The sequence below is a fragment of the Qipengyuania algicida genome, assembly GCF_009828025.1.
Classification (GTDB): Bacteria; Pseudomonadota; Alphaproteobacteria; order Sphingomonadales; family Sphingomonadaceae; genus Qipengyuania; species Qipengyuania algicida.
In genome coordinates this window covers 1-20,005 of record NZ_WTYA01000001.1, presented here as the reverse complement: position 1 = coordinate 20,005, position 20,005 = coordinate 1, and the positions used below count along the sequence as shown (strand labels likewise).

Below are 20,005 nucleotides of genomic sequence, written 5' to 3'. Positions count from 1 at the left end.
CTTCATGGCCGATCAGTTGGCCGGTGCAGCCTGCCCTACAACCGGTTTGGGCTGCGGCACGATTGCCGGTCGCAGCGACGTAAACGCGCGGCCTGGGCGCAACGAAGTGAACCAGCTGATCGGGTTCCAGTTGGTCGACCCGTCGAGCGAGAAGGTGATGAATTCAGCGCGGCCGCTGATGTTCGAAAGCGGTACTGGTCCGCCCAGACCCTTGCCCTCGATCGGCACGCGGCTGTCGGCGGAATGGTCGCGGTTATCGCCCATCACGAACACGCTGCCCTTGGGCACCGTGATCTGCGGGAAATCGAGCGGCGTCGCCGAATGGGTGATAACCAGATAGCTCGCGCCATTGGGCATGGTTTCGCGCACGACCGGCATCCGGCAAACCTGCGTTCCGTCGGGCTTGGTCACTTTCATACCGGGGTATTGATACTCGTCGCAGGGCTCGTTGAGGTCGACCGGGATCTCGATCGGCGGTTCGACCTGTTGCGGGACGGGCTTGCCGTTGAGGATGATCTGGTCGTTCTTCACCGCGATCGTGTCACCGGGGAGCGCAACGACGCGCTTGATGTAATCCTCTTTGTCGTTTGGCGGGATCGGGATCACGATATCGCCGTATTGCGGAGTGCCGGGGAACAACCGCCAGGTCGAGCGCGGCAGCGGGTGGAAGCTCAGCGAGGACCAGTTGTAGCCATAGGGATACTTGCTCACCACCAGCCGATCACCCACGAGCAGGTTGGGCATCATCGATTCAGACGGGATGTAGAACGGCTTGGCCACGAAACTGTGAAAGGCGAGCACCGCCAGCAGCATCAGCAGCAGGCCGCGGATTTCGGCAAACCAGTTGACCGGTTTCTTGGCCTCGTTGCTATTCTTGGCCGGCGTGTCCTTGGTGTGTGCGGTCTTGCTCAATTTGCTGGTTTCGCTGTTCATAGGGGGAAGGCCTCGATGATCACGAAGGCTTGTGCCCATGGGTGATCGTCGGTGAGAGTAAGATGAATGCGCGCGTCATGCCCCTGCGGAAGCATTTCCGCAAGCCGCTTCGCTGCGCCATTGGTGAGCGCGAGGGTAGGTGCGCCCGACGGAGCATTGACCACGCCGATATCGCGCATGAACACGCCGCGCTTGAAACCGGTGCCGACCGCCTTTGAGAATGCCTCCTTGGCGGCGAAGCGTTTGGCGTAGGTCCCGGCGCGAGTGAAGGGGCGGCGGGCCGCCTTGGCGCGCTCGATCTCGGTAAAGCAGCGCTGCTCGAAACGGTCGCCGAACCGGTCGAGTGAATTCTGGATTCGCTCGATATTGCACAGGTCTGAACCGAGGCCGATGATCACCGCGCCTCGTCCATCAATTCACGCATCTGGCGCACCGCCTGCTTGAGTCCGACGAACACCGCCTCACCCACGAGATAATGCCCGATGTTGAGCTCGGCGAGCTGCGGGATGGCTGCGATCGGCTGGACGTTTTCGTAGGTCAGCCCATGTCCGGCGTGCGGTTCGATGCCGTTCTTGGCGGCCAGCGCGGCCATATTGGCGATCCGTTTCAACTCGCGCGAAAGTTCCTCGCCCGCCGCATGGGCATATTCGCCGGTGTGGAATTCGACCACGGGCACGCCGAGCCGCAGTGCGGCGTCGAGCTGGCGCTCGCTCGGCTCGATGAACAGGCTGACGCGGATGCCAGCATCGGCCAGCCGGGTCACGATCGGCGCGAGCTGGTTGTGCAGTCCTGCCGCGTCCAGCCCGCCCTCGGTGGTGCGCTCCTCGCGCTTTTCTGGGACGATACAGGCGGCGTGGGGATTGTGGGCGAGGGCAATGGCGAGCATCTCCTCGGTCGCTGCCATCTCCAGGTTGAGCGGCAAGTCGGTCGCGTCCTGGATCCGGCGCAGATCGTCGTCGCGAATATGGCGGCGGTCCTCGCGCAGATGTGCGGTGATGCCGTCGCCGCCGACTTCAGCCACGATCTGCGCCGCGCGCACGGGATCGGGATGATCGCCGCCGCGCGCGTTGCGAATGGTCGCGACGTGATCGATGTTGACGCCGAGGCGCAGCCGCCCGACGCGCGCCGATGAACCGGGGGGCGGGGGCGTGCTCAGGATTTGCGACTCCCCGGCTTGGTCAATTCGATGGCGGCTAGGTCGTCGGGCACGTCTTCCTCGGCATAGGTCGGGAAGTTGATGGCGATCAGCGGGAAGAACGGCACGCCCAGATCGGCAGATCCGTTGGAACGATCGACCAGCGACGCTTCGGCAATGACTTCGCCGCCCTCGCGCACCACCGCCGCGATCGCCTCGCGGCTGGACAGGCCCGTGGTGACGACATCCTCGACCATAAGCACTTTCTGACCCGGTTCGAGCCGGAACCCGCGACGCAGTTCGAAAATTCCCTCCGGTCTTTCGAGGAAGATCGCGTCCTTGCCCAGCGCGCGGCCCATTTCGTGACCGATGATGAGTCCGCCCATCGCCGGGCTGACCACCACATCGATTGCGGCGCGCATCTCGCGCGGGATCGTCTGCGCTAGCGCACGAGCGAGGCTTCCGGCGCGCTCGGCATTCATCAGCACGCGGGCGCACTGCAGGTAATGCGCTGAGTGCCGCCCGGAGGACAGTTTGAAATGGCCTTCGAGCAGCGCCTCGCTCGCTCGAAATTCGGAGAGGATTTCATCTTCGGTCATAATCGGATGGCAGCCAAAGCCTCTCCGTCGCCGTGGCGCAAGGGGATAAAGCCTTAGCAGCGCAAAAAATACACCTGTGGCTTGAGGCTTGCGCAATCGCGCCGTATAGGCGGCACGTTCGATTTGAATTGGGGGATTATCGATCGCCCGGTTCGACTCGGCATGAGAGGGGGTGGCATTGCTGCCCGTAACAGCGAGAATACGGGACCGCATGTTTACAATCACTCCGCATCAAAGCTTTTCATGGGCCGTAAGGTTCCTGATTGTTTCCCTGTTTGCGCTGGCGATGATCGTCGCCGTGAAGCCGGTGATGGCGCAGGACGCTGCGCCCGCAGCCAAGGCCCAGCCTACCGTTTCGGCCCCTGCGGCCCCTGCGGCGGCCACGCCTGCTGCTGCGAAAGACGCCGGACCGGGCAATCCGGACGAGGGCGGTTGGGTGCCGATGACGCCGACACCGGGCAAGGGTATGCCCAAGCCGGCGGGAATCGACGTTCAGCAGCAATATTCGCCGGTCGGCCGGATGGCCTATCCTTTCCATGTCGCGATGATGTGGATCATGGGAATCATCTGCGTATTCGTTGCCGCACTGCTGCTGTGGGTGATGATTCGCTATCGCGCTGGCCGCAATCCCGTGCCCAGCAAGACCACGCACAACACCATGCTGGAAGTCGTGTGGACCCTGTTGCCGGTCCTGATCCTGGTCGGCATCGCGATCCCGTCGATCAAGCTGTTGGCGAAACAGTACGAATCGCCGCCCAAGGATGCTATCACCATCAAGGCGACAGGCTATCAGTGGTATTGGGACTACACCTATCCCGACAACGGGGTGGAGGTCGTCTCCAAGATGCTCAATGTTCCCGGTGAACCTGAAATCAACGCCGGGACGCGCTATGATGGCACAAAGCCGTGGGATGGCCCTAACCATCTCGAGGTCGATAATCGCCTTGTGGTGCCGGTAGGCGTTCCGCTGCGCATCCAGACGACCGGCGCGGACGTGATCCATTCCTTCGCCGTGCCAAGCCTGTGGTTCAAGCTCGACGCCATTCCGGGCCGCCTCAACGAGCGAATGCTCCAGATCGACGAGCCCGGCGTCTATTACGGCCAGTGCTCCGAACTTTGCGGCGCCAAGCATGGATTCATGCCGATCGCGATCGAGGCGGTCCCGATGGACAAGTGGCGTCAATGGGTTGCCCTGCAAGGCGGTCATATGAAGAAGACTGGCGGTTCCGATGCATCGGCGCAACCTGCCGACGCGGCTGCTGCTCCTGAAGCAACGCCATCAGACAAGCCCGCCGAGGGTGCTGCACCCGTCGCACCGGTGACGCCGACCCCGGCAACCACCGCCTGATTTCCCGCTTAGCGTAGGAAGAGACCGAAACATGGCCACCACCGCCGACCATTTCCAGGCCCATGACGCTGCTGGCGCCGATCACGGGCATGAACACGACGCCGACCACAAGCCGGGCTTCTTCGCTCGCTGGTTCATGTCGACCAATCACAAGGATATCGGAACGCTCTATCTGATCTTCGCTATCTGCGCGGGTCTGATCGGTGGCGGGATTTCCGGCATCATGCGCATGGAGCTGATGCATCCGGGGATCCAGTACCTCGGTTTCTGGGTAAATCTGATGGGCGGCGAGGCCAATTTCGTCACCAACATGCATATGTGGAACGTTCTGATCACCGCCCACGGCATGATCATGGTGTTCTTCCTCGTCATGCCAGCGATGATCGGCGGCTTCGGCAACTGGTTCGTCCCGATCATGATCGGCGCGCCAGACATGGCCTTCCCGCGGATGAACAATGTGTCGTTCTGGTTGACTGTGGCGGGTTTCTGCAGCCTGATGGCCTCGATGTTCTTCCCCGGCGGAACGGGCGATGGCGCGGGTACCGGCTGGACCGTTTACGCACCGCTCTCGACCTCGGGATCGCCCGGACCGGCGGTCGACTTCGCCATCTTCTCGCTCCACCTTGCGGGTGCTGCATCGATCCTTGGTGCGATCAACTTCATCACCACCATCTTCAACATGCGCGCGCCTGGCATGACGCTGCACAAGATGCCGCTGTTCGTGTGGTCGATCCTCGTCACCGCTTTCCTGCTGCTGCTGGCGCTGCCAGTGCTCGCTGCGGCAATCACCATGCTGATCACCGACCGTAACTTCGGCACGACTTTCTTCGAAGCGGCTGGCGGCGGCGATCCGGTGCTCTATCAGCACCTGTTCTGGTTCTTCGGTCACCCTGAAGTCTACATCATGATCCTACCGGGCTTCGGCATGATCAGCCAGATCGTCGCGACATTCTCCAAGAAGCCGGTGTTTGGTTATCTCGGCATGGCTTATGCGATGGTCGCGATCGGCGTGGTGGGCTTCATCGTGTGGGCGCACCACATGTACACCACCGGCCTGAGCGTCGACGTGAAGATGTATTTTACCGCCGCGACGATGGTCATTGCGGTCCCGACAGGCGTCAAGATCTTCAGCTGGATCGCCACAATGTGGGGCGGCTCGATCGAGTTCAAGAGCCCGATGGTCTGGGCGATCGGCATGATCTTCCTGTTCACCGTGGGCGGCGTCACCGGCGTCTATCTCGCCAATGGCGGGCTCGATGACTACATGCAGGACACCTATTTCGTCGTCGCGCACTTCCACTACGTGCTGTCGATGGGCGCGGTGTTCTCACTGTTCGCCGGTTTCTACTACTGGTTCCCGAAGATGAGCGGGAAGATGCACTCCGAATTCCTCGCCCACGCACATTTCTGGGTGTTCTTCGTCGGCGTGAACATGATCTTCTTCCCGATGCACTTCCTCGGCATGGACGGAATGCCGCGCCGTATCCCGGACTACACCCCGGCGTTTGAATACTGGAACCACTTCGCCTCGATCGGCTACATGGTCATGGCGTCCTCGATGGGTATCTGGGTCGTCAACATGATTTATGCCTTTACCGCGGGCAAGAAGGCTCCGGCCAACCCCTGGGGTCCGGGTGCGACAACGCTCGAATGGACGCTATCGAGCCCGCCGCCGTACCATCAGTTCGAAACGCTGCCGGTGATCGACGAGGATCAGGACTACCACGATCATCGTCCAGCTGCCGATCGCGCAGCGACGGCCTGACCGGGCGGACCGGGACTTCATTGGCTCGGCGGTTTAAAACACAAGCTCAAGACCGGTTCCTGCGAAGGAGCCGGTCTTTTGCTTGAGAATGGGAGGGGAATACAATGCCCGAAATGGAGCGGGTCGACTGTGGCGAGATAACGCTCAATTGCGCGATCGAACGACCAGCCAGCGGCGACGGCGAACTCGTGATTCTCGTCCACGGGTTTCCCGAGAGCTGGTACAGCTGGCGCCACCAGCTGGGCCCGCTGGCTGATGCCGGATACACCGCCTGTGCCATCGACGTGCGCGGCTACGGCCAATCGGACAAACCCCATCCGGTCGATGCCTATGCGATGGAGCATATTGTCGGCGATCTGGTCGAACTGGCCAAACAGTTGCAGCCCGATGCCCCGGCAATTCTTGTCGGGCATGACTGGGGGGCGCCGATCGTGTGGAATTCGGCGCTGACTAACCCAGACCGGTTCCGCGCCGTCGCGGGGCTCTCAGTGCCTTTCGCCGGTGTGCCGAGCCGCCCGTTCACCGAGACCTTCCGCGAACATTTCACGGCGAAGGGCCGGTTCTTCTATCAGGAATATTTCCAGGAACCCGGCGTGGCGGAGGCCGAAGCCGAGCCCGATCCGCGCCGCTTCGTCGAAACGATGATGTATTCGATTTCGGGCGATGTGCCGCAAGGCAATTACTGGGACAAGCCACTGGGCGCGACGTTTCTAGAAGGGCTGCCTGAGCCGGTCTCGATGCCATGGCTCACCGAGGCCGACCTCGATTTCTACGAGGCTGAGTTTAAGGTGTCCGGCTTTCGTGGCCCATTGAACCGCTATCGTAACCACGAACGCGATTTCAAATGGTTGCGAAATTTCGCGGGCAAGTTGATCCAACAGCCTAGCCTGTTCATCGGCGGCGATCGCGATCCGGCGACGACCTTGTTCGGTGCCGTAGAGGACCCCGTCGGCATGATGCGACTGTTCGCGCCGCAGGTCGAAGGGCATATATTGCCCGGATGCGGACACTGGACGCAGCAGGAAAGGCCAGAGGCGGTCAATCGCCTGCTGCTCGACTGGGTGGCGGGTTTGTGAGCGCCGCCCTTCCGCCGATGACCCGGGCCGCCTATACCCCATGTGATTCGATGAGTGACACGCAACCCCTCCAGCTCCCGGCGGACTGGCGCGACTTCTACGCGCTGACCAAGCCGCGCGTGATGAGCCTGGTGATCTTCAGCGGGCTGTGCGGCCTGTTGGCGGCGCCGGGCCATATCCATCCTGTGCTCGGATTCGCCGCGATCCTGTGCATCGCCATGGGCGCGGGTGGGGCGGCTGCGCTGAACATGTGGTGGGAAGCCGATATCGACGCGAACATGCGCCGCACCGCCTCGCGTCCGCTGCCAAGCGGCCGGTTGAAGCGGCAGGACGCGCGCGATTTCGGGATCGCGCTGTCTTGCGCCTCGGTCGGCGTGATGGGGCTGGCGGTGCACTGGTTGGCTGCGGGACTGCTGGCGATTTCGATCATTTATTATGCTGTCGTCTACACCATCTGGCTCAAGCCGCGCACGCCACAGAATATCGTCATTGGTGGGGGTGCGGGGGCGTTTCCCCCGCTGATCGGCTGGGTCGCGGTGACCGGGCACATAACGGCCATGCCGCTGTTGCTGTTCGCGATCATCTTCTTCTGGACCCCGCCGCATTTCTGGGCGCTGGCTCTGTTCGTGAAAACCGACTACGCCAAGGCAGGCATACCGATGATGCCGGTGGTGCGCGGCGAAGCGTCAACCCGCCGCCAGATCCTCGCCTACTGCATCCTGCTGCTGCCGATCGCAGCTGCGCCGTGGGTGATTGGTGGGACGGGTTGGTTCTACGGCGCCAGCGCAATCGCGCTTTCGCTGGCCTTCCTCGTACTGTCGGTGCCCGTGGCGTTTCGCAGGTCGACGGACGGCGATGCGATGAAACCGGAGAAGCGGCTGTTCGCCTTCAGCATCCTGTATCTCTTCGCTCTTTTCGGCGCGCTGGTGGTCGACCACGTCCTGACTGTAAATGGAATTATCGCATGACGCCTGAAGAAGAAGCGGAAATCCGGCGACGTCAAAAGGCGCGCAATCTGGCGCTTGCGCTGGTGCTCTTGTTCTTTGTCGCGCTGTTTTACGTCATCACGCTGGTGAAGACCCACGGATGACGCTGAAGGCAATCTCTGGTCTTGGCAAGAACCAGCGTATTGCCTTTCTGGCGGCATTGGCGTCGCTGGCGATGCTCGCGCTCGGTTTTGCGGCGGTGCCACTTTACCGCATGTTCTGTCAGGTGACCGGGTTTGCCGGGACGACCCAGCGCGCCACAAGCGCGGATGCAGACCTTGCTGCCCGGATGGCCGAGAGCGCGGGGGCGGGCACGATGTCGATCCGTTTCGATGCCAGCAAGGACAGGGGAATGCCTTGGACGTTCAAGCCGCTGCAATCGACGCAGACGGTGGCGATCGGAGAACGGTCGATGGCGTTCTTCACCGCGCGCAATGATTCGGACAAGCCGGTCACGGGCCGTGCGACTTATAACGTCGAGCCAGACCAGGCTGGCGCCTATTTCAACAAAATTCAGTGCTTCTGTTTTACCGAGCAAACACTCCAGCCGCATCAGGAAGTGCGGATGCCTGTGCTCTATTACGTCGATCCCAAGGCGCTGAAGGACCCGGATATGAAGGGGGTTCAGCAGATCACCCTGTCCTATACCTTCCACGTAGCCAAAAACGGGGCCGAATAAACGATTGAGGTGCGGGGGCAACGCGGATGGGAATTGATCGCACTAGTGCCTAGACCCGCAAGGCTGTGCCCATTAAAGGGCAGACTGAGGATTTTTGAGGGAAAGCATAATGTCTGGCGCCAAGAACCACGATTATCACATTCTCGCACCTGATATCTGGCCGCTGGTCGCGGCCTTTTCCGCATTGATGTTCACCAGCGGCATGGCGCTGAGCTTCCACGGATTGTCGGGCGCGCATATTTTCCTGGGTATCGGTATCGCCGGCCTGATCGCGACCTTCTTCGCTTGGTTTTCCAAGATCGTGCACGAAGCACAGCAGGGCGATCACACGCCTGTCGTGCAACTTCACCTGCGCTACGGCATGATCCTGTTCATCGCGTCCGAAGTGATGTTCTTCGTTGGCTGGTTCTGGAGCTGGTTCGATTTTGCGCTGTTCCCCTCGCAACTGTCGGATGTCATCGGCGGGCAATGGCCACCCAAGGCGATCGAGGCGGTCATGGACCCGTTCGCCCTGCCGCTGCTCAACACGTTGATCCTGCTGTGTTCGGGCACAACCGTCACCTGGGCGCATCACTGCCTCATCCATGGCGATCGTGAAGGGCTCAAGAAGGGCCTGTGGCTCACGATTATCCTCGGCCTCTTTTTCTCCTTCTTCCAGGCCTATGAATACATGCACGCGCCGTTCGCCTTCGGGCAGAACACCTATGGCTCGGCGTTCTACATGGCGACCGGCTTCCACGGCTTCCACGTGATCGTCGGTACGATTTTCCTGATCGTGTGCCTGCGTCGGGTCTATCTCGGCCACTTCACCCCGCGCCATCATTTCGGTTTCGAAGCGGCGGCGTGGTACTGGCACTTCGTCGACGTGGTGTGGCTGTTCCTGTTCGTGGTCGTCTATGTCTGGGGCGGCTGGGGCGCGCATTACCACTGATGAGTTCCGAAGCGCCGGAACCAGACAAGGGTCAGCCTGCCATCGGGGAGGCTGCCCTTTTGGGTCTGTGCCCCAAATGCGGATCGCGCACGCTGTTCAATGGTATCGTGCGTTTCGCCCCACGTTGCCGGGTTTGCGGCCTCGACTTCGCGCGCTTCAATGTCGGTGACGGGCCGGCTGCATTCCTGATCCTGATCGTCGGCGCGATCGTGGTCGGACTGGCCGTCTGGCTGCAGGTTTCTGCCGATCCGCCATTCTGGGTGCATATATTGCTGTGGGTGCCGATCAGCACGGCAATGGTGCTGGCTGGGCTGCGCTTCGCCAAGGGCGCGCTGCTGGCCAGTGAATATCAGAACAAAGCGCGCGAGGCAGGCCAGCGCGAGGAATGACAAGACGCATACCGATCATACCGACGCTGCTGGTGGGCATCGCCGCAGCGATCATGGTCGCGCTCGGTTTCTGGCAGTGGGGCCGGGCTGAGGAGCGCGACGCAATGAAACGTCAGATGATCGCGCGCGAGCACCTTCCGCCCCTCGCTTACCCCTATGCCCATCCCGCCGATGCGAGCCTGTTATACCGCAAGGTCAAGGCACAATGCGCGCGCGTTGTGGGATGGACAACCCGCGTTGGTCGTTCGGTCGATGACCGAACCGGATGGCGCCATATCGCGACCTGTGCCGAACCCACCGGAAGCGCGACCTTCAAGGTGGACATGGGGATGACTTTCGCACCTGACGATGCGGTTGACTGGAGCGGCGGTGCGGTCACAGGTCATACTCTGCGGCAGCCCGATACACGCGGCGTGTGGGAGAAGCTGGCGTTCAGACCCGCCAGCCAGAAACTGATGATCGTGGCGGAAATCCCCGCGCCAGGCCTCACCGCCTCGCGCCAGCCCGATCCGGGCGACGAGCCGAATAGTTCCTGGTCTTATATGGTCCAATGGTTCGGTTTTGCACTCACAGCGGTGGTGATCTACGTGCTGGCTCTCCGCAAGCGATGGAGATCGGCTTCACTGCAGTGAAGCCGCGCTAGCTTGCCGCATCGTGCGCGCGCGGCTAACCGCCACAGCCTATGCGCTACGTTTCAACCCGTGGAAGCGCCCCGGCGCTCGATTTCGCTGGCGTCACGCTTGCTGGTCTCGCACCCGATGGCGGCCTGTTCGTGCCCGAACAGTGGCCGCGCTTCTCGCATGAGGAGATAGCAGCGCTCCGTGGCCTGCCCTATGCGACGCTGGCCGCGCGCATCATGCAGCCGTTTGTGGGCGACTGCCTTACGCCCGAGCGGTTGCAGGAATTGTGCGAGGAAGCCTATGGCCGGTTCGCCCATGTCGCGGTGACACCGCTGACCCAGCTCGACGAGCGCAACTGGCTGCTCGAACTGTTCCATGGGCCGACGCTGGCGTTCAAGGACGTTGCTCTGCAATTGCTCGGGCTGCTGTTCGAGGAATTCCTCGCGCTAGAGGACAGAGCGCTGACTGTGGTCGGCGCGACCAGCGGCGATACGGGTTCCGCGGCGATCGACGCGCTGGCCAACCGCGACCGGGTCGAGATTTTCATGCTTCATCCCGCGGGCCGCGTCAGCGACGTGCAGCGCGTGCAAATGACCACCGTACTTGCTCCCAACGTCCACAATGTCGCGATCGATGGTGATTTCGACACTGCACAGGCAATGGTGAAGCGGCTTTTCTCGGATCGCGACGTTACATCGGCAATCAACATCGGCGCAGTCAATTCGATCAATTGGGCGCGACTGATGGCGCAGGTCGTCTACTACTTCGCTGCCGCGCTGCAATTGGGCGCGCCCGAGCGCAAAATTGCCTTCAGCGTGCCGACCGGCAATTTCGGCGACGTATTTGCGGGCTATGTCGCCGCGCAGATGGGATTGCCGATCGAGCGGCTGGTGGTGGCGACCAATATCAACGACATCCTGTTCCGCGCGCTGTCGGATGGCGATTATTCCGCCGGGACGGTAACGCCCACTGCAGCGCCTTCGATGGATATCCAGGTCAGTTCCAATTTCGAACGCCTGCTGTTTGATCTCGGCGACCGCGACGGCGCGGCGCTTGCCGCGCAGATGGCAGGATTCGAACAGACGAGAGCGATGCGGCTCACCAACGCCCAGCGCGATGGCGCATCCGCATTGTTCTGCACGGCGAGGGCCGATGCCGACGACATGGCGCAGGCCATGCGATGGGCATGGGAGGAGTGCGATTGCGAGGCGATCGACCCGCATACTGCAGTCGGCCTCCACGCCGCGCGTATGCTCGAATGGTCCAATGATGTGCCGGTGGTGACGCTTGCCACTGCTCATCCCGCGAAGTTTCGCGATGCGGTTGAACGCGCGACCGGATATCGCCCGTCGCTGCCGCCGCGTGTTGGCGATATTTTCGCTCGCGAAGAGCGCTTCACATCCCTGTCCGGTGGTTATGAAGACGTGCGCAAATTCGTGCTCGATACCGCAATCTATCGCGCCTGATGGCTGAGTTTCGTCCCGAACCGCGGCTGATGGTCGGCGATGGCTGGTCCGACTATGGTTTGCTCGACAGTGGCCATGGTCGCAAGCTCGAACGCTATGGCTCCCACTGCTTCATCCGCCCCGAAGCGCAAGCGCTGTGGACGCCGCGCGAGGCCGAGTGGGAGGCGGATGGCGAATTCGTCCCCGCGTCGGACGAGGACGGCGGCGGTCGCTGGCAATTCACGCGACCCGTGCCTGAGGAAGGCTGGGAGCTGGGTTGGCAGCACACGCGCTTTACCGCCCAATGCACGCCCTTCCGCCATCTGGCGTTCTTTCCCGACATGGCGCCGGTGTGGGAGTGGATGGGTGAACAACTTGCGGGACGTACAGAAGCCGAAGCGCTCAACCTGTTCGGCTATACCGGCGTCGGTTCGCTCGCGCTAAGTCCGTTCGGGCGGGTTACCCATGTCGATGCCTCGAAGAAATCAGTGGCGCAGGCGCGCGACAATGCCGCGCTGTCGGGTCTTGGGGATGCGCCGATCCGCTGGCTGACCGACGATGCGGCGAAATTCGCCGCGCGCGAGGTGCGGCGTGAGCGGCGCTATGACGGGATCATCCTGGACCCGCCCAAGTTCGGCCGCGGGCCGAAGGGTGAATTCTGGCGGATCGAGGAAGGGCTGGCACCGCTGGTCTCCGATTGCCGCCAGCTGCTCGATGCCGACAGTCGCTTCCTGTTCCTCACCGTCTATGCCGTGCGCATGAGCAGCCTCGCGCTGGGCGGATTGCTGGCCGAACTGTTCGAAGGCTTGCCGGGTGTTGTCGAACACGGCGATCTGGCGGTGCGCGAGGAGGGCGGTGGGCGGATCCTTCCAACCGCGATCTTCGCCAGATGGAGAAACCCATGAAAACATCGCGGCTCGAGGCGTTCAGCGATGGGGTGCTGGCGATCATCATCACCATCATGGTGCTTGAGCTTAAGGTCCCGCATGAGCCGGCCCCTACGGCACTGGCGGCTCTTTGGCCGATATTCTTCAGCTATGTCCTGAGCTTCGTCTATGTCGGTATTTACTGGAACAATCATCATCACATGATGGCCGTGACCGAACACGCGAACGGTGCAATCCTATGGGCTAATCTGCATCTGCTCTTCTGGCTGTCATTGCTTCCATTCACCACTGGTTGGATGGGCGAAAACCACTTCGCCCGGCTGCCGACCGTACTTTACGGTGTTAATCTGCTGGCTTGCGCGGTCGCTTACTACATCCTGCAGCTGAGCATTATTCATCTGCAGGGTAGCGATGGCTTGCTGGCAAAGGCAATTGGACGAGATCGCAAAGGCAAGCTGTCGCCAATATTCTACACCCTTGGCATGGTCGGCGCATGGTTTGCTGCGCCTTGGGTCGGGATGATGTTCTTCGTTGCGGTGGCGGCCATCTGGGTCGTGCCCGATCGTCGAATCGAGCGAGTCGTGGGCCAACAGCAGAAATCGCGCTAGGGACGGGACATGGACGATTCGCTGATCCTCGAAGTTGCCGATTTCGAACATGATGTTCTGACCGGAATCTATTCCGAAGAAACCGGCGAGCCGCAGCCGCTGCGCATCTCCGTGCAGGCGCGGATGAAGCCGCTGCGGCGCTATGACCCTGACACCACTCTGGACGCGTCGAAGAACTACATGGACCTGAAATTCGCCGCGTCGGGCGCTTTGCCCGAAGGCGTGCATTTCAAGCTGATTGAGGCGGTTGCGGATCATATCTGCGAAACATTGCTCGTTCAGGACCGGCGCGTCGAGGCGGTGACGGTCAAGATCGTGAAGCTTGCGATTTCCGAAAAGGGCGAAAAGATCGGCGTGACGCTGCACCGCGAGCGCGACGAATGAAACGCGTGACGGTGGACGATCTGCCTCCTGAGCCGCTGGCGGCGGCGGGAGTGTTCCACCAGCATTGGTTACCGCATGTCGAAACCATATTGGCGGGCGGTGAGGATGTGCTGGTGGCCTTCGCTCCGGCAGATCACACCCACCGACAGTGGCGTTTGGCGGCGATTGCGGGTCTCGCGCGCGAGTATGCGCCGCGCAGGGCGGTCGCGGTGTCGGGTAAAGGCGCGGTGATCGACGCGTTTGAGCGTTATCTCAGCGATGCCGAGGCGATTACCGGACAATATCTCGAAGGCGACGATGAGGGCGCGGGCGATCCGGTGGACCAGCCGTCGTGAGCGCGCGGATCGTGTTTCTTGGGCCTTTGCGCGATCTGGTAGGCGTGGATGATTTGGACGTGCCCGCACCGCTCGACTGGAGCGGGTTACTCGAAGCAGTGCCGCCATCTGTTGCCGACCAGCTCAAGCTCGAGCGGGTGAATATCGCCTGCGCGGGCCGCGTGTTATCCGACAAGACCGCTCTGTGCGCGCAGGACGGCGAGGAAGTCGCGCTGCTCCCGCCCGTCAGCGGGGGCTGATTCGATGCGCGATGTGCGCCTGCTGGCCAAGGGCTTCTCGCCCGCGCCGCCGCTCGCCGCTTTGGCCCGTGCGTGCCCCGATGCAGGCGGGATCGCCAGCTATACCGGCAAGGTGCGCGCCGGCGGGGTGAAAGTGCTCGAATTGCAGCACTACGAACCACTGACGTTGCCAGGGATGGAGGCGCTGGCCGATCGCGCAATGCAACGCTTCGAACTCGACGGTGTGGTAGTGTGGCATCGCACAGGCCATATCCGTGCGGGCGCGCCGATCGTGCTGGTCGCTGCCGCCTCACGCCATCGCCGCCAGTCGATCGAGGCAGTCGATTTCCTGATGGATCACCTGAAAAGCGCAGCATGGTTCTGGAAGCGCGAAAAGCGCGAGGACGGCTGGCATTGGATCGAACCGCGCGCCGTAGATCATACCGACCTCGCGCGCTGGAAGGAAAATTCCGCTAGGGTTTGATGTCGATCAACGCATTCTGCTGCGCATAGGTCATGACCGTGCGGTAACGCAGGAGGCGCATCATGATCGGTCAGGCCAACAGGTATAACGCAAAACAAGAATCCCATTCCGATTGGAAGAGCGGTTCGACCAACAGTTTCCTCTGGCGAACTGCGTTGGCCTATCTGGCGTTTCTCTCCCTTCTTGCGCTTGGGCTTGGAGAACAGGTTGCGCTGGTTCCACTGGCCTTATTCGCCCTGTTTGCCGTTGTGGGCTTCGGAATGCCTGCATTGAAGGCGCTTCCCCTAACTGTGGGCGCTTCGGTCGAGCGACATTCCCGGCTGGGCACTACGCTGCAATTGGTGTTCCCAGCAATTATCCTGTGCTGGGGGTTAATCGTCGTGACGGTCGTCGTGCTGGCTTAGCGCAGTTTTGCGCGCAACTCGGCCAATGTAACGTCTTCCTGCTCGACCAGCTCGAGCACTTGCGCGCGCACCGCATCGACCGCCGCCGTGTTCTCGGAGGTGGTGACGCGCGATATCTGGATCGTATCGAGATCGGCAAGGCTGATCGCCGTATTGCTGCGCGCCGAATCGAGTGAGGCGAGGGCCACCTGCGCCGAAGCCCAGGCGTCGCTGCCGATCGCGCTCCCTCTGGCCGCATCAGCCAGTCGTGACGCGGCAGGAACCTGCTTGAGAAACGCCTGATGCGATGCCTGCGCCTGCTGGCCGAGTGTCGCCAACTGCTCCGCCAGCGTACCGGAAATCGTCACCGGCACCGGCGGCACATCGAGCGGTGCGGCAGGCGTCGGGGTGAACTGACCTTGCGCACGTTCGACGTCGCGAATCTGGAGCGAGGGATATTCGTCCTTCGCCGCCGCACAACCGGCGAGCGCGAACAACATGGTAAGTGTGGTAAGGCGGCGCATCGCCAATGCAGATAGCACGCCAAATACTTTGTGCCAGCCCGACTGCGACCTAGCACGATCCGGCGTTGACTTCGCGCCGTTCATCCCCTAACGGCACGCTTCTTTCCGGGCCTGCTATTCGGTGGGTCGACGGGTGCGCCGGTAATTCGCAAGGTTCCGGCATAGCAAATTGAACGAGAGACAAGCACCATGTTCGCAGTAGTGCGCACAGGCGGCAAGCAGTACCGGGTTGCCGCCGGAGACAAGATCGCGGTTGAGAAGCTCGCTGGTGAAGCGGGTGATACCATCAATTTGGGCGACGTCCTGCTCGCAGGCGATGGCGACAAGCTCGCCGACGCAGCGAAGACGGTCGTCTCGGCCGAGATCATCGCTCAGGCCAAGAGCGAGAAGGTGCTCGTCTTCAAGAAGCGCCGTCGTCACAACTATCGCCGCAAGAATGGCCATCGCCAGCAGATGACGCTCCTGCGCATCACGGCTGTGGGCGATTCGAAGGCCGAAAAGAAGGCTGCGCCCAAGAAGGAAGCTGCGCCGAAGGCTGAGGAAGCCAAGAAGCCCGCCACCAAGGCCGCGCCCAAGAGGGACGAATCGGAAGCCAAGGCTGCTCCAGCTGCCAAGAAGGCTGCGCCGAAGAAGGACGCAGCGGCCAAGGCAGCTCCGGCCAAGAAGCCGGCCGCCAAGAAGGCTCCGGCCAAGAAGTCCGAAGACAAGTAAGGAGACCGAACGATGGCACATAAAAAAGCAGGCGGTTCATCGCGTAACGGTCGTGATTCGGCCGGTCGTCGTCTCGGCGTGAAGAAGTTCGGCAGCCAGGGCGTGCTCGCCGGAAACATTATCGTGCGCCAGCGCGGGACCAAGTTCTATCCCGGCACGAATGTCGGCATGGGCAAGGATCACACGCTTTTCGCGCTTACCGAAGGCGTGGTGCGATTCCACAAGGGCAAGCTTGGCCGCAAATATGTCTCCGTGGACATGATGCAAGAAGCAGCCGAATAGCCGGACGCTCCGATAACGGGATCGTCCAACGGAGACGGTCCCAGCCGGCCACATGAACCGGCAAGCCAAAGAGGGAGATGGGACCTGACCCGTCTCCCTCTTGTCGTTTCTCCCTCTCCATCCGGCGAAATACTGATTTCGCCACCACGCAATTGTCACGTAGCCGGACTAGGAGCCCGGTGCGTCGGCCAAGGGGAGAAATACGATGTTCCACCGCACTGAACGGCTGCTGCTGCGGCCCGCATGGATCGAAGACGCCGAAGGCATTTATGCCGGGATCGGCGAGCATGCGGTGATCCGCAACCTCGCGCGTGCACCATGGCCCTATACGATCGACAATGCGCGCGAATTCCTCGCGCTCGAACATGGCGACAATCTGCCGCGCTTCCTCGTGACCCTGCCGGGTGAGGACGGATCGACCATTCTTGGTATGACCGGACTTAACTACCGGGATGATGAGGTCGAGCTGGGATACTGGATTGCAAAGCCTTTCTGGGGGCAGGGCATCGCCACTGAGGCGGCGCGCGGTCTGATCGAAGTCGCCCGCAACATCGGCATCACGCGGATTATGGCGAGCCATTTCGTTGATAACCCGGCATCGGGCCGGGTGTTGCGAAAGGCGGGCTTCGTTCCGACAGGCGAAACGCGCCAGCTCTATTCGCTCGGCCGGGATGAGACTGCGCCCAGCGTACGCTACGCGCTCGACCTCGACGAATGCGATTATCCTCCGATGCAAGTCGCGGCCTGACGTCTCTTTCTTGGATGCGTCGGGCAGGGGAACCTCGGCTTGTCATACTTGTGCCATGGCGCGGATCGGGTAACGATCCGCGCCATGAGGACCAGAAAGAGATTGCCGCCCGAAGAATCGCGGCTGATCGCGCTTGAGGCGGCGCGTGGCTTGCTGATCGAGGCGGGGCCGCAAGCGGTGACGCTGAAGGCTGTCGCTTCGCGGATCGGGCGCACCCATGCCAATCTGCTGCATCATTTCGGCTCGGCAGCGGGCCTCCAGCGCGATCTTGCAGCGCATCTTGCGAGCACAGTGTGTGCTACGATCGCCGAGGCAGTACGCGCTAGCCGTGCGGGGTTGGGATCCCCGCGCGAGGTCGTCGATCTGGCGTTCGACGCGTTCGACAAGGAAGGCGCTGGTGCGCTCGCAAGCTGGATGATCCTCACCGGCAACGAGGACGCGCTGACCCCGATCGTCGAGACGATTCACGCGCTGGTGGATGAAATCGCCGCCGAGGAAGCGGGCGGGCGTGGCGTGGCCGTCGTGCATGAAGATACGTTGGCCCTTGTCCTCATGGCGATGGGCGACGCGCTCATCGGCAAAGCCCTGGCGCGCTCGCTCGGGCTGGAAGACACAGCAGCACGAGACCGGGCGCAGCGGATGCTCGAAGGTTCGATAGAACAGGTTAGAGGGTGATGCGCGATTCGTAACTCGCGCATCGAGTTCTGTATCCTGGTGGTCGTATCGCTAGCTGCGGGAAACAATGCACACTTTGCCGTGCGATAGTCTGAGCTGGGTGGACAAATTCCGTGCTGAATGACCGACCGCTCTCAGGAAACTCAGCACAGAGGCCGAATGGCTGAAATGTTGGGGGAAGCTGACGTTGGCTTAGGTGTCGAAAGCTGACTCGAGTCGCAACAGCAAATAGCGATGCAACTGGATGAGAGCCCATTGTAATACGACCCCAATGCAAATGACCGCGGCGAGCCCGAACCATGCCGGATGCTCTGGCGGAAGACTTGAAGTGAAGCCGCCCGTTCCGCCAACTGCAATCAACGAAGCGAACCCACTCAGGCTTAGAAGTGCGAGGGTTGCAGCGCCAGTAAAGACATAGACAGCACCGCGCAAAGCCAACTCCAATGAAAGCTTCCAATCGTCGCTTGTGAAGTTACCCATTGTGGCAGTATCGTCAGTTAATTGAGTTACTGCAACTGTGTCGTGTCCTGACAGGCCATAATGGCGGGATTGTTGGGGAAGCGGATGTTGAGCATGTGGCTGTACCAAGGTATGTATTCTCGATGTGTTTGATCCATAATCGTCCGCATCCTCGCGTGGCAATTACGTTGCTTTCGATAGGTGTGATGTTGGGGGCAATATCATTTTTAGTTAATCTCGTGGCGTCGCCACATTATGGCTGGTTACTTCACCGCTGGGCGGTTTTTTTCTTCCTCGCCGTGGTGAGCACGACTTTGGGCATCCGATTTGCAGGCCGCCGAACACGTTGGGTTGCTCTTCTCATGCTGGTGATCTTAGCGATCAGCGCGATTGACCCGCTGCGGCGCATATTGATCTATGGTGCATGGTGGGACGCTTAACATCCAGCGTCTGTAAAGCTTTGCAAGGTCCGCAATTGGTCGCTAGCTGCTGGTCCGGTTTTGGGCTCGAAGAGATCGAAGCTGCCAGTCCGCTTGTGGAGCGACCACCGAACGACGGGAGCGTCTGCAATGTTGGGGGAAGCGGACATTCGTAGAGCTTGGCATTAGTCGCTCAGTGCCGCTCGCGTCTCCGCTTTGCCAAGAGGGCGTCCTCAGAGTCACGATACTCTGGCGGTAAAGCATATCGGCCTTGGCGCTCAAAAAAACGCGCCGATTTGAGGTTCATCGCACGTGTAACTCGTGAGAGCCGCCAACCCACGAACATAAGCCACACCAAACTGAGCGTTCCGCAAAAACACAAGGACAAGGACGACAGTCCGCCGCGTGGAAAGCGCTCGAACAAAGCTCCCAAGAAAAACGGAACGAAGGCTACCAACAGGCTAGCACCCGGTCGCCCCGTATATCCGACAAAGGGCCTATCCCCAGACGGCCGTACAATACGACTCCCTCTGGACAGGTCCTTATCGACCCACTTTCTAATACGGAGATAGGCAGTCATCACAAACGAATGGTAGCCCTTCTCAATTGGAACACAACGTCCGCAATTGGGTCGGTTTTAGTCAAGCTGGATCTAGCCTCCAGCAGGCTGCTCCTCTGTAAGTATCTTAACAATAGGCATGATGAGGTAAGTTATACAAAGCATACCAAAGGCGAGGGTTTCAAAACCATGCAGCCCCTTCCAGCCAGCATAATTCAGAGCGACCATTGTCAGATAGCTTCCCGCTATCGCACTTCTAACGGATTCAAGGGCTCGCCTCCAGGCCATAAACCTCTCCCGGGATAAACCTCTATAGCAATGCGGGTGCCACCTATTCGCAATGTCGGCAATTGATATCGTGGACGGCTCTCCACCTCTGCGGGATAATTTTCTGCAGGAGAGTCGGAGAGGAGAGTGACGATG

General features: G+C 61.1%; 28 protein-coding genes. 22 read left to right on the top strand and 6 right to left on the bottom strand.

The window, feature by feature from the left end:
- Positions 1 to 12: 12 nt before the first annotated feature.
- The 4 genes from lepB to pyrE are packed head-to-tail and all read right to left on the bottom strand — an operon-like array spanning position 13 to position 2,667.
- A complete protein-coding gene (gene lepB, locus GRI58_RS00135; RefSeq protein WP_160751544.1) occupies positions 13 to 933 on the bottom strand; it encodes a signal peptidase I in 921 nt (306 codons plus the stop codon).
- Positions 930 to 1,331 carry a holo-ACP synthase gene (gene acpS, locus GRI58_RS00130; protein WP_160751543.1) on the bottom strand — a complete coding sequence of 134 codons (402 nt, stop codon included), beginning with the start codon at positions 1,329 to 1,331 and terminating at the stop codon, positions 930 to 932. The genes lepB and acpS overlap by 4 nt, the downstream gene beginning before the upstream one ends.
- Positions 1,328 to 2,089 (bottom strand): pyridoxine 5'-phosphate synthase, encoded by a 762-nt coding sequence (locus GRI58_RS00125; protein ID WP_160751946.1) that lies wholly within the window; start codon positions 2,087 to 2,089, stop codon positions 1,328 to 1,330. Before GRI58_RS00125 ends, acpS begins: the two co-directional genes overlap by 4 nt.
- On the bottom strand, positions 2,086 to 2,667 hold the full coding sequence (pyrE, locus tag GRI58_RS00120; RefSeq protein ID WP_160751542.1) for an orotate phosphoribosyltransferase: 582 nt from the start codon (positions 2,665 to 2,667) through the stop codon (positions 2,086 to 2,088). The genes GRI58_RS00125 and pyrE overlap by 4 nt, the downstream gene beginning before the upstream one ends.
- A 211-nt stretch (positions 2,668 to 2,878) precedes the next feature.
- Here pyrE and coxB point away from each other — a divergent pair, with 211 nt between their 5' ends.
- The 17 genes from coxB to GRI58_RS00040 all read left to right on the top strand — a co-directional run bounded on the left by coxB (position 2,879) and on the right by GRI58_RS00040 (position 15,226).
- Positions 2,879 to 4,015, top strand: a complete 1,137-nt coding sequence (coxB, locus tag GRI58_RS00115) for a cytochrome c oxidase subunit II (protein WP_237451989.1) — start codon at positions 2,879 to 2,881, stop codon at positions 4,013 to 4,015.
- A gap of 31 nt (positions 4,016 to 4,046) precedes the next feature.
- Positions 4,047 to 5,780, top strand: coding sequence for a cytochrome c oxidase subunit I (ctaD, locus tag GRI58_RS00110; protein ID WP_160751541.1), 1,734 nt, complete (start codon positions 4,047 to 4,049; stop codon positions 5,778 to 5,780).
- A gap of 104 nt (positions 5,781 to 5,884) precedes the next feature.
- The gene (locus tag GRI58_RS00105; protein ID WP_237451988.1) at positions 5,885 to 6,856 is read left to right on the top strand and encodes an alpha/beta fold hydrolase; all 972 of its coding nucleotides are present in this window, start codon (positions 5,885 to 5,887) and stop codon (positions 6,854 to 6,856) included.
- 50 nt (positions 6,857 to 6,906) lie between these two features.
- Positions 6,907 to 7,824 carry a heme o synthase gene (locus GRI58_RS00100; protein WP_160751540.1) on the top strand — a complete coding sequence of 306 codons (918 nt, stop codon included), beginning with the start codon at positions 6,907 to 6,909 and terminating at the stop codon, positions 7,822 to 7,824.
- Positions 7,821 to 7,946, top strand: a complete 126-nt coding sequence (locus GRI58_RS15760) for a hypothetical protein (RefSeq protein WP_272916318.1) — start codon at positions 7,821 to 7,823, stop codon at positions 7,944 to 7,946. The genes GRI58_RS00100 and GRI58_RS15760 overlap by 4 nt, the downstream gene beginning before the upstream one ends.
- Positions 7,943 to 8,521 (top strand): cytochrome c oxidase assembly protein, encoded by a 579-nt coding sequence (locus GRI58_RS00095; RefSeq protein ID WP_202386715.1) that lies wholly within the window; start codon positions 7,943 to 7,945, stop codon positions 8,519 to 8,521. Before GRI58_RS15760 ends, GRI58_RS00095 begins: the two co-directional genes overlap by 4 nt.
- A 109-nt stretch (positions 8,522 to 8,630) precedes the next feature.
- A complete protein-coding gene (locus GRI58_RS00090) occupies positions 8,631 to 9,452 on the top strand; it encodes a cytochrome c oxidase subunit 3 (RefSeq protein ID WP_160751539.1) in 822 nt (273 codons plus the stop codon).
- Positions 9,452 to 9,841, top strand: coding sequence for a DUF983 domain-containing protein (locus GRI58_RS00085; protein WP_160751538.1), 390 nt, complete (start codon positions 9,452 to 9,454; stop codon positions 9,839 to 9,841). The genes GRI58_RS00090 and GRI58_RS00085 overlap by 1 nt, the downstream gene beginning before the upstream one ends.
- On the top strand, positions 9,838 to 10,473 hold the full coding sequence (locus GRI58_RS00080; protein WP_160751537.1) for an SURF1 family protein: 636 nt from the start codon (positions 9,838 to 9,840) through the stop codon (positions 10,471 to 10,473). Before GRI58_RS00085 ends, GRI58_RS00080 begins: the two co-directional genes overlap by 4 nt.
- A 50-nt stretch (positions 10,474 to 10,523) precedes the next feature.
- Positions 10,524 to 11,927, top strand: a complete 1,404-nt coding sequence (gene thrC, locus GRI58_RS00075) for a threonine synthase (RefSeq protein WP_160751536.1) — start codon at positions 10,524 to 10,526, stop codon at positions 11,925 to 11,927.
- Positions 11,927 to 12,811 carry a class I SAM-dependent methyltransferase gene (locus tag GRI58_RS00070; protein ID WP_160751535.1) on the top strand — a complete coding sequence of 295 codons (885 nt, stop codon included), beginning with the start codon at positions 11,927 to 11,929 and terminating at the stop codon, positions 12,809 to 12,811. The genes thrC and GRI58_RS00070 overlap by 1 nt, the downstream gene beginning before the upstream one ends.
- Positions 12,796 to 13,401, top strand: a complete 606-nt coding sequence (locus GRI58_RS00065) for a TMEM175 family protein (RefSeq protein ID WP_337190850.1) — start codon at positions 12,796 to 12,798, stop codon at positions 13,399 to 13,401. Before GRI58_RS00070 ends, GRI58_RS00065 begins: the two co-directional genes overlap by 16 nt.
- A gap of 9 nt (positions 13,402 to 13,410) precedes the next feature.
- Positions 13,411 to 13,785 carry a dihydroneopterin aldolase gene (locus GRI58_RS00060; RefSeq protein ID WP_160751533.1) on the top strand — a complete coding sequence of 125 codons (375 nt, stop codon included), beginning with the start codon at positions 13,411 to 13,413 and terminating at the stop codon, positions 13,783 to 13,785.
- A complete protein-coding gene (locus GRI58_RS00055; RefSeq protein WP_160751532.1) occupies positions 13,782 to 14,120 on the top strand; it encodes a Rossmann fold domain-containing protein in 339 nt (112 codons plus the stop codon). Before GRI58_RS00060 ends, GRI58_RS00055 begins: the two co-directional genes overlap by 4 nt.
- On the top strand, positions 14,117 to 14,359 hold the full coding sequence (locus GRI58_RS00050; RefSeq protein WP_160751531.1) for a MoaD/ThiS family protein: 243 nt from the start codon (positions 14,117 to 14,119) through the stop codon (positions 14,357 to 14,359). The genes GRI58_RS00055 and GRI58_RS00050 overlap by 4 nt, the downstream gene beginning before the upstream one ends.
- Positions 14,360 to 14,363: 4 nt before the next feature.
- On the top strand, positions 14,364 to 14,822 hold the full coding sequence (locus tag GRI58_RS00045; RefSeq protein ID WP_160751530.1) for a molybdenum cofactor biosynthesis protein MoaE: 459 nt from the start codon (positions 14,364 to 14,366) through the stop codon (positions 14,820 to 14,822).
- Positions 14,823 to 14,884: 62 nt separating this feature from the next.
- Positions 14,885 to 15,226 (top strand): hypothetical protein, encoded by a 342-nt coding sequence (locus GRI58_RS00040; RefSeq protein WP_160751529.1) that lies wholly within the window; start codon positions 14,885 to 14,887, stop codon positions 15,224 to 15,226.
- On the opposite strand, the gene GRI58_RS00035 is transcribed toward GRI58_RS00040, so the two are convergent.
- Entirely contained in the window at positions 15,223 to 15,729 is a 507-nt protein-coding gene (locus GRI58_RS00035) for a hypothetical protein (RefSeq protein WP_160751528.1), read from the bottom strand. The genes GRI58_RS00040 and GRI58_RS00035 overlap by 4 nt on opposite strands.
- Positions 15,730 to 15,918: 189 nt before the next feature.
- On the opposite strand from GRI58_RS00035, the gene rplU reads away from it, so the two are divergent.
- From rplU to GRI58_RS00015, 4 genes are all read left to right on the top strand, one after another.
- Complete coding sequence (gene rplU, locus GRI58_RS00030; RefSeq protein WP_160751527.1) at positions 15,919 to 16,440, top strand: 50S ribosomal protein L21; 522 nt, start codon at positions 15,919 to 15,921, stop codon at positions 16,438 to 16,440.
- Between the two features lie 12 nt (positions 16,441 to 16,452).
- Positions 16,453 to 16,722: a 50S ribosomal protein L27 gene (gene rpmA, locus GRI58_RS00025; protein WP_160751526.1), complete on the top strand. Its 270-nt coding sequence runs from the start codon at positions 16,453 to 16,455 to the stop codon at positions 16,720 to 16,722.
- Between the two features lie 205 nt (positions 16,723 to 16,927).
- Positions 16,928 to 17,470 (top strand): GNAT family N-acetyltransferase, encoded by a 543-nt coding sequence (locus GRI58_RS00020; protein ID WP_160751525.1) that lies wholly within the window; start codon positions 16,928 to 16,930, stop codon positions 17,468 to 17,470.
- Between the two features lie 84 nt (positions 17,471 to 17,554).
- Complete coding sequence (locus GRI58_RS00015) at positions 17,555 to 18,145, top strand: TetR/AcrR family transcriptional regulator (RefSeq protein WP_160751524.1); 591 nt, start codon at positions 17,555 to 17,557, stop codon at positions 18,143 to 18,145.
- A gap of 192 nt (positions 18,146 to 18,337) precedes the next feature.
- Here the strand turns inward: GRI58_RS00015 and GRI58_RS00010 are convergent, their stop codons facing one another.
- On the bottom strand, positions 18,338 to 18,625 hold the full coding sequence (locus tag GRI58_RS00010; RefSeq protein ID WP_160751523.1) for a hypothetical protein: 288 nt from the start codon (positions 18,623 to 18,625) through the stop codon (positions 18,338 to 18,340).
- Here GRI58_RS00010 and GRI58_RS00005 point away from each other — a divergent pair.
- The gene (locus GRI58_RS00005; protein ID WP_160751522.1) at positions 18,625 to 19,044 is read left to right on the top strand and encodes a hypothetical protein; all 420 of its coding nucleotides are present in this window, start codon (positions 18,625 to 18,627) and stop codon (positions 19,042 to 19,044) included. The two genes, GRI58_RS00010 and GRI58_RS00005, sit on opposite strands and share 1 nt — an antisense overlap.
- The last annotated feature ends 961 nt before the right edge of the window (positions 19,045 to 20,005 follow it).